Here is an 8,179-nt window from a genome sequence, read left to right as displayed (position 1 = left end):
TAGACACTGACCAGGCTTTGAGCCATACAATCACTTCTATTTTCCTATGGTTTCTCGTTTTTCTCCAGTTTTTTTTCCGGGTAAATATTCCCTCCACTTGGTCTCATTATCTATGCTACACTTTGTCGTGCGGAATGTGGGCTGTAACTATTTCGTTAGTCCCTTCTTCCCTATTCTCTAGTGCTTCGCCCTACCCCCTTCTACGTTGAGCAAACCAGGATTGTAACTGCTGACGACAGGGAGATTCGAGTACACCCGATAAGACTTGAAGATGATGGTTAGACGCGGGACTATCAGGAAGATTTAATACGGTGCGAATCGCACCGGTTTTGGGGTCATCAACCCCATAAACCAACTGCTGTAAACGAGCATGAATAATGGCCCCAGCGCACATGGGGCAAGGCTCCAAGGTAACATAGAGGGTACAGCCTTCTAAATAAGAAGAGTTGAGGCGATCGCCAGCCGCACGAATGGCACAGATCTCAGCATGGGCAGTCGGATCGCGATCGCGCTCTTTATGATTGGCTCCTTCTGCAATTAAATGTCCCTCGATATCGACAATGACTGCTCCCACAGGCACTTCCCCTGCTTCACCGGCAGTTTGTGCCAGCTCCAGAGCGCGAGTCATCCAATGGTGATGATACTGGTACAGGGGATGGGGGGATGGGAGAATGGGGGGACACGGAGATAGAAAAAGTTTAGGCTCAAACAGTGATAGGTTTATTCGGTCAGTAAAGGATTGAGTTCTCCTTGTTCCTCTAAAGCATACAGCTCATCACAGCCTCCAATGTGGCGATCGTTAATGAAGATTTGTGGAACGGAGCGCCGTCCTTGTGCCCGTTCTGCCATTTGGCTTCGAGCCACTTCATCTCCATCGATCTTATATTCTGTATAGGAAACGCCTTTCCACCACAATAATAATTTGGCTCGGATACAGAATGGGCAGGTTTGCCAAGTGTAAATTTCAACGTTCGCTTTAATCGGCTCTGAAGAACGACCTAACCAAGGCTTGAGAAAATCGAGCATGATACTATCAAATAATCCTTAAAAGTTCGTATCCATTGAGTCTTGAAAGACAAGAGGCTGGGGGCCCCTTGTCTTCAACAATTTAGTTTATTGTAATCTCGATAACCCTTGTAAATCAAACTTTTGCAGCCAAGTTTGACGATCGCTTTGTGTAAACGACTGATCGCGAGATTGTGCCTTCACTTGAAACCGATCTGCCACCAGAACTCCCGTAATATTGCTACCTTGATTTGCCGCTGGAAATCCTCCAATGGTCTGGGTACTGTTTTCATACTTTTTCCGAGCCGCAGGCAAACTAATCGTATCGGAAATCGACAAAACTGCCATATCCGCGCCCCCCTTCTTGAGCTTATACTCAGCAAATCCCTTTTTCTCCTGAGCCGCAACCACCTGATATCCATCCGCAGACTTCGGGAAAAAGCGGTTAAAACTAGAACCCGGAAGCGCTTCTTTCTTCACGGCTGGTGCAGCATTGCGTTGGGTGGTTTCCCGTTGGGTATTTTGCCAGGATTGAGTGGTATCTTCTGATGTCTTCTTGGGCTGCGTTTGGGTGGGTGCATTCCGCTGGCTACTGCTTGAAGACGACGTTCCTGTACCACTGGCACAACCCGATACCAACAGCAGGGTTGCCAGAGCAACCGCAACCCATTGTCTCCGTTGAGCGCTAAATCTCATCAGCATATCCTCCAATTCAGATTCATTTTTTCCCATTCTGGCGTATTACACTTCCCATTCCCCTATCCTCTACCAAGGAGAACCAATTAGAGTAAATGCTGCCCAATAAAACGGCGCTGCCAAATTTTCGATCGCTAAGTTCCCCAATTCTGAAGGCAAGTCTACCGCTCCCCGACTTCCCCGTAATTGGCGATCTCTTAAACTCACTTGTCCTCGCAGGAGGGAAATTTGCGCTTGGCGCAAGGCTTCTGCTTTAATCGGCGATCGGGGTAACTGCTGATAAAACTCACTCATCAGCGCCAACGTTCCCCCATCACTGACATACCAAAGACTCGCTAATGCCGATTGTACCCCACTTTCAAACGCCAACCCGGCAAATCCTAACTCCGCCTCTGGATCGCCAATAGCCGTTCGACAAGCACTCAGAACCAGCAAATCCAAAGGTGGATCGTCCAACGGCAGTTGGCGAATCCGATCCAGCGTGAGCTGACTATCCCAAAATTGAATATAGGATTGCTGCGGTTGTCCGGGCTGAAATTCAGCATGGGTGGCTAAATGAACAATATCAAAATCCTGGGATTGCAATTGAGCTTGTAAGTTATCTAAGGTAAATTCTTCATTGAAAAAGGCGCGACTTTCCCAAGCTCTGTCCCCTTGTACCACTCCATCACGGAGCAATTCCAATTCTAGAGCAACAGCGGGGAGAGGCTCTAGCTCCTGAAATTCAGAAGCTCCCATAGCCAAAAGTTGGGTCTTTTGGGTGTTTTCGGTGCCCACCGTCATTAAGTTAAAGGCTGGGATTATCACCAAACTATATTTTTCCACCAAAAATTGCTCACCATCAAACAACGCAGCAAAGGGAACCGATCTTAATCCCACTCCTGCACATAACAACAAGGTGTCAATCCCTTCTGTCTCTAATTCGGCTTCTATCGGGCTGATCATCCACTCATAGAGTTGTTGCGCTGAAGCTTTATATCGCGTTGTGCGGAGATATCGGGGATTGGTAACCGTAGAGCGAAATTCATTCACTATATTCACCAAGTTACTTCCCGATGCTTCTGGAATCTGATGATGGATCAAATTACCCTTAGGCGTAATCAACAGTAATTCTAGGTTATCCGGCATTGGATGGATATACACAAGGGCTGGAGTTTGTCCTGTTTCTTTCTCCTTTTGAGCTAGAAATTGGGAAATTTCTGGTGCTTGTAGCTCTTCGATATCTCTAGGATCGGATTGGAAGTAATGGGTAAACTCTTGTTTCCATACCTGCTCGATATGGTTAACAAGCTTGATTAAGTCTTGTCGATCTGAAGACTCTTTTGTTTTAGGGGATAGACTCCAGCTTAAATGGTTGTTGAGTACGATCAAACTCAATACAACCACAAATAGGAGCAGGTGGGAGATCCAGCGAGTTGCTCGTTTATGCATAAGATGACGATCAAACATAAGGTTGATCTTTAAGATAGGGCAGAATCTTCTCTGTGATAACAGATTTAAGATTCCTACGGAATAATTGCTCTAGACAGAAAAAAACCTGCTGAAGCAGGTTTGAATTATGGAGACAGAACAAATAGGGCTGAATCATTAACCAATCACTGCCCGCAGTTTTTCCAGTTTTTGAGGTGCAATCGAGGCTAACGCTTGTTTTCCTTGTTCAGATTCAATTAATCTAACTAACTGCTGAACGGCGAGTTCAACCTCGTTGGAAATTGGAGGATGGAGGATTTCACCGGCTTCAGGATGACAAACCCCTGCTTCACACACCAAGCCTAAGTCATGCCAATACCGAGTCGGTATGGAGGTTCCCCGTTGTCCAATATGCTCGGCGTTCAACCACTGGGTTTCTAGGTAAGATTTAGGAGAGTCGTAATATTTTAGCGATCGCGCATAAGGAACGGTAAAACACCCAAACACTTTCCGGTATTCTTCTGAATCAAGAATTGAGGTGATTAACTGATCGACCCCTCTGGTCGTTAAAATCTGCGAATAGCGTTGAATTTCCACCTTATCTTTTGGCGCACGTCCCAGGAAGTGTTTTAAGCAGATTTCTAAGAACTTCACGTTGGAGTAACGGTGGTAAAAAGAATCTAGATAAACTGAAGAATGACCTAGCTCTTTCAAAAATCGACGGACTCCAATTTTATCATGCAAAAACTGATGTTCTGCCTTCTTCAAAACCTTGTGCTCATATTGATAAGGCTGACGTTCCAACACTTGGTAGTAGATAGAAACAAGTGCCTGCTGCCGTTCTTCAAGCGATGAAGTGCGACTGACAGTTATGGATTTAAGGGGGCAGTTCATGGGTTTATTCTCCTCCACAAGCAGGATAGATTTACTTAAACATGGGAGTTCAACATCACCGTAATAAGTTTTATATAAGGATGCACTAAACTACTACAGTTAGGGGGTAACAGATGATCGACTTCTTTGTGCAAATAGTCATAAACCCTCGTGCAATGACTGGTGCGCTTGTAGGCCACTAAAATAGTGTCTAACCAAAACATCATTTGTTCTTTGAAGAACAACTCGTCATTGCGCAAAATTGACAAGGCAATATAACGGATTACAGACCCCATATCATATTTGCATCGAGCGCCATGGTTTTTAATCAACTCTGGATAGGCTTGGGCAAATTTACGGAGGGTATTCACAATCAGCTTTTCACTGTTTTCACTCAGAAGCTGATAGGTTTGTAGCCGGAGTTGATAGCTTTGTAAATACTGCTCTAAGGGATAAAGTTCTTGCGTATTGAGGTATCGGCCATCTGCCTCTATCAATTTAGTATCTAGATCGTGATTTAAAGTATGCATAGTTATAACCTCGGAAGATGCTTAGAATCAAGCTTGACTTATCTATTAATTTCTGAAGTCTTGCGTACTTCTCTTCTACTAGGTTGCCTTAACCTTAAACTATTCTCAAGCTGTTGAATTGATTCTTAATAAAATGTTTGACCTGTTTTGATCTATGGCAATAATAGGGACTTGTATGGCTTAGATCCTAAGCCTTCAAGCTGTACTCCTTTGTCACCAGAGTGCAACGTTCTGTATTCCCCGATCCTAAAACCTGTCCTCTCAGTCAGATTGCTCCTTCCTCAGGGGTGGCCTGTTGTCGGTTGCTTTACAGTTTGTTACATTAATCGAGTGTAGAACTTGTATCTAACCCAAAAACAGCATGTTTACTGGTGTCACCGGTTTCTTTGGTAGTCCTGGAAATACAGATATGGGAGAGAAACTCCTCAATAGCGTGGCGAGCCAGTCTCTTCGTCATCTGTTCACCCGTAGTGAATCGATTGAGGTGTCTATTCGCTGTTATCCATCCAGCAAACTTCTACAAGGGGCGATCGATGGTTTGCAAATGCAAGGGCGGGGGTTGGTCATTCGTAATGATTTTCCCATGGAAGAGATGTCTTTTCAGACAGATGCTGTAGCCCTTGATTTTGGCGCTCTGCTGGGGGGGAAATTGCGCTTGAAGCAACCGACTCAAGCGGTTGCCCAAATTACCTTGTCTGAGTCTGGTATTAACCAGTCCTTCCAGGCAAAATTGGTGACGAAACGGTTGGAGAATTTGACGCAGCCGGCTTTGACGGAGTTATCTGGAGGACACCCTGTTTCGTTTAAGGAGGTATCGGTTGAGTTGCTCCCCAACAACCAAATTCGACTGTTTGCGATAACAGATGTGGGCAATGCTGATTTAATTCCGATCGCCATGAGAGCAACGTTGGTGGTGGAACGTCGGCGGCGCATCCTGTTTAGTGACGCTCAATTTGAACCGGATAATATTCCCCCAGAATTGTGCGATCGCGCTCAAAGCTTTACCCAAGCGCTGGCTGACATCTTAAATGATATGGTTGATTTAGATCGATTTAACCTAGATGGGGTAACCTTGCGGATTAATCGCCTAGAAACTCAAGGCAAAAACCTACTCTTTAGTGGCTATGCTCAAATCGATCATTTTCCCGATACTTAGCTTCTCATGGCTATCCTAAACGCGATCGACAGCCTAGTTTCCTTTGGTGGAATTGTTATTGTGCCGTTGTTAGGATTTTCTGTCCTAGCAACTACCTTGATCCTCGAACGACTGGTTTTTTGGTGGCAAATTACTCGCCGCCAAAAACCGTTAGCCCAAGAGGTTGTACGGATCTATCGTCAGGATGTGCAAACGGCCTTGATGAAATTGGATCAGAACCGAGATTTACCTCTGGCGAGAATTTTCCTGGCTCCCTTAGAACTTGATCAACCCACGCCAGAAGAATTTCGATTAGCTCTTGAAAGTGCTGGACAAGCAGAAATTCCCATCCTGAAGCGATTTAATACTCTCTTTGAAACAGTGATTACCGTTTCCCCTCTTCTAGGCTTATTGGGCACTATTCTCGGGCTGATTCACGCTTTTTCTTCCCTGCGTATTGGAGATCTGGGAGGTATGGACAATCTTGGCGTAACCGCAGGGATTAGTGAAGCTTTAATTTCTACTGCTGTAGGATTGGTAGTCGCGATCGTTACTCTACTTTTTACCAACCTATTTCGAGGTTTATATCGCCGACAACTTGCCCTGATCCAAGAATATGGTGGACAACTAGAACTGATTTACCGAAAACGTTTAACTCATTGAACCTTTTAAACCTACATTTTCCCTCAAACCATAACTTAATTGTTTAGGGAATAGCTGATAGCCATTGAGGGAGAGAATTCATCTTGTAGGCGCTGCCAATCTCCTCTATGAGAATGTTCTGACACCATTTCTCTTTAAGTTTGCAACTAATGATTTCTATTGAGGCAATTGTCTGAGAGTATTCATTAAGCGCAATATCATGGAGAAATGGTATGAGTCGTGTGGGTTTCTAGTTTCGTGGCTCCAGACTACCTCTGTCTCCCCTAAGTTGGATTTGCACTGCGAAGTTGCAGTGCAATCTCAGATGACCAGAAAAGAAAATTCAAAAAAGGTATGCTTTTACCCAATTTGACCCCCAGCGCCATGGAGGGGGTTAGAGTGGCTTTAGGCAGACTTTAGGTAGAGCCAAGACTCTTATATCTCTGACTTCGGAGGACAAAGCCTTACGGGATCGAAGATTGACGATAACGCGCCCTGGAGGACTTGAACCGACAACCCTAGTAAAGACAGAACGGTGAATCGAGCTACACTAGGGACATTCAATCCCCTGTCAGGAGTCATCAAGAGTTTGCTGGACGATGAAGAAATAGGAGATTTACCTTACATCAAAGTTAGGCAGTTCAACCAGCTTTTATTGGGGAGACAAAATGAACTACTAGAGAAACCCAAAGCATCAGACATCAAAAACGTAATGTTTAATTTAGGGTACGTCCAATCGATGGTTAAAAACAGTGTTGTTTGGAAGAAAAGAGAATGAGATTAGAAGCCTTCAAAGTAGGCGATTACGTCTATGGCAACGATGTTAACGGGGAATCAATCGAGGGGTATATAACAGAGATGACAATAAATAGGGTGTTAATTCGAGACATCGAACAATGCTCTATTTTTGAATCTCATCTAGCAGGAATCACCAAGGATTTACTAACTAAAAAAGACAAAATAGACCGCAAAACAGGAATAACTCTGATGAAGATTGCAAGTAATATGGATGTTGAATTCGCGCTGGAATTAATTGAATTAATTGAAAGGATTTCTAGCCGCTGTGTGAAGGAGATTAACGAGTTAAGAGTCAGAAAAGCAGAGTACAAGAAACAGTCGAACTTAACTAACTTCACTTATGAGCAATCGGTAGCGTATACGGCTATTCAGAATTGGTTATTAACCAGTAACCCAGATAGCAAATTAAAGAGATTAGTTGGCTATGCCGGCACTGGTAAAACGTACACAATCTCAGCTTGTATTCAAGGCTTACCGTTACAAGAACCGTTCAAGGTTTTATTATGTTCACCGACCAACAAAGCGCTAAAAGTCCTGAAGGCTAACTTCAACTCACTTGATAACAAATTTATCGAATATCACTTTCTGACAATAGCCCAAGTGTTAGGCAAGCAACCAGTAGAAAATAATCAGAAGATGGAGAAGGAGTTCTTGACCATTAACCCCAAGGATTTAGACCAATTCCAAGTGGTTATTGCGGATGAATATTCAATGATTAATGAGGGGGATTTAGGAGATTTATTAATCAAGTATAGAGGTAAAATCCTCTTTGTCGGCGACAATGCACAACTAGCCCCTATTAATGAAAAGTTCCCACCAGTAGATGACCTGGATGACTTCGCTAATGGGGATAATACATGGAACTTAACGGAAGTAGTGAGGTACTCTGGACAAGTAGGACTATTGGCTTACGAACTCCGAAACACTTCTCCTGGGAAAATCAAGAGAAGTGATATCAAGTCCGTTGAATAAGTTGTGATATAGCAGTGAGTTCACTCCACCCGTAAAAATCGGTTAACCCTCCAATTAATTCTGGCTGTTTCAATAAGGTTTGGCAGCGCTGGTACAACACTTCTTCTAGCTGATCGAG

9 protein-coding genes are annotated in these 8,179 nt (G+C 44.0%); 3 read left to right on the top strand and 6 right to left on the bottom strand.

Annotated elements, in window-relative coordinates; genetic code table 11:
• Positions 1-190: 190 nt before the first annotated feature.
• The 6 genes from tadA to PN466_RS07070 all read right to left on the bottom strand — a co-directional run bounded on the left by tadA (position 191) and on the right by PN466_RS07070 (position 4,514).
• The gene (gene tadA / locus PN466_RS07095) at positions 191-628 is read right to left on the bottom strand and encodes a tRNA adenosine(34) deaminase TadA (RefSeq protein WP_271938148.1); all 438 of its coding nucleotides are present in this window, start codon (positions 626-628) and stop codon (positions 191-193) included.
• Positions 629-720: 92 nt separating this feature from the next.
• On the bottom strand, positions 721-1,026 hold the full coding sequence (gene grxC / locus PN466_RS07090; RefSeq protein WP_271938147.1) for a glutaredoxin 3: 306 nt from the start codon (positions 1,024-1,026) through the stop codon (positions 721-723).
• Positions 1,027-1,113: 87 nt separating this feature from the next.
• The gene (locus PN466_RS07085; RefSeq protein ID WP_271938145.1) at positions 1,114-1,737 is read right to left on the bottom strand and encodes a hypothetical protein; all 624 of its coding nucleotides are present in this window, start codon (positions 1,735-1,737) and stop codon (positions 1,114-1,116) included.
• A 33-nt stretch (positions 1,738-1,770) separates the two neighbouring features.
• The gene (locus PN466_RS07080; RefSeq protein ID WP_271938144.1) at positions 1,771-3,150 is read right to left on the bottom strand and encodes a CHAT domain-containing protein; all 1,380 of its coding nucleotides are present in this window, start codon (positions 3,148-3,150) and stop codon (positions 1,771-1,773) included.
• Between the two features lie 138 nt (positions 3,151-3,288).
• Positions 3,289-4,005 carry a phycobilisome rod-core linker polypeptide gene (locus tag PN466_RS07075; RefSeq protein WP_271938143.1) on the bottom strand — a complete coding sequence of 239 codons (717 nt, stop codon included), beginning with the start codon at positions 4,003-4,005 and terminating at the stop codon, positions 3,289-3,291.
• 35 nt (positions 4,006-4,040) lie between these two features.
• On the bottom strand, positions 4,041-4,514 hold the full coding sequence (locus tag PN466_RS07070) for a phycobilisome protein (RefSeq protein ID WP_271938142.1): 474 nt from the start codon (positions 4,512-4,514) through the stop codon (positions 4,041-4,043).
• 361 nt (positions 4,515-4,875) lie between these two features.
• Between PN466_RS07070 and PN466_RS07065 the strand changes: the two genes are divergently transcribed.
• From PN466_RS07065 to PN466_RS07055, 3 genes are all read left to right on the top strand, one after another.
• Positions 4,876-5,670 (top strand): LmeA family phospholipid-binding protein, encoded by a 795-nt coding sequence (locus PN466_RS07065; protein WP_271938141.1) that lies wholly within the window; start codon positions 4,876-4,878, stop codon positions 5,668-5,670.
• A gap of 6 nt (positions 5,671-5,676) precedes the next feature.
• The gene (locus PN466_RS07060) at positions 5,677-6,312 is read left to right on the top strand and encodes a MotA/TolQ/ExbB proton channel family protein (RefSeq protein ID WP_271938140.1); all 636 of its coding nucleotides are present in this window, start codon (positions 5,677-5,679) and stop codon (positions 6,310-6,312) included.
• A 753-nt stretch (positions 6,313-7,065) separates the two neighbouring features.
• The gene (locus tag PN466_RS07055) at positions 7,066-8,061 is read left to right on the top strand and encodes an AAA family ATPase (RefSeq protein WP_271938138.1); all 996 of its coding nucleotides are present in this window, start codon (positions 7,066-7,068) and stop codon (positions 8,059-8,061) included.
• Positions 8,062-8,179 lie beyond the last annotated feature (118 nt).

The organism is Roseofilum reptotaenium CS-1145, from assembly GCF_028330985.1.
Classification (GTDB): Bacteria; Cyanobacteriota; Cyanobacteriia; order Cyanobacteriales; family Desertifilaceae; genus Roseofilum; species Roseofilum reptotaenium.
The sequence above is the reverse complement of the archived record's forward strand: the minus strand, read 5'-3'. Positions and strand labels throughout refer to the sequence as shown.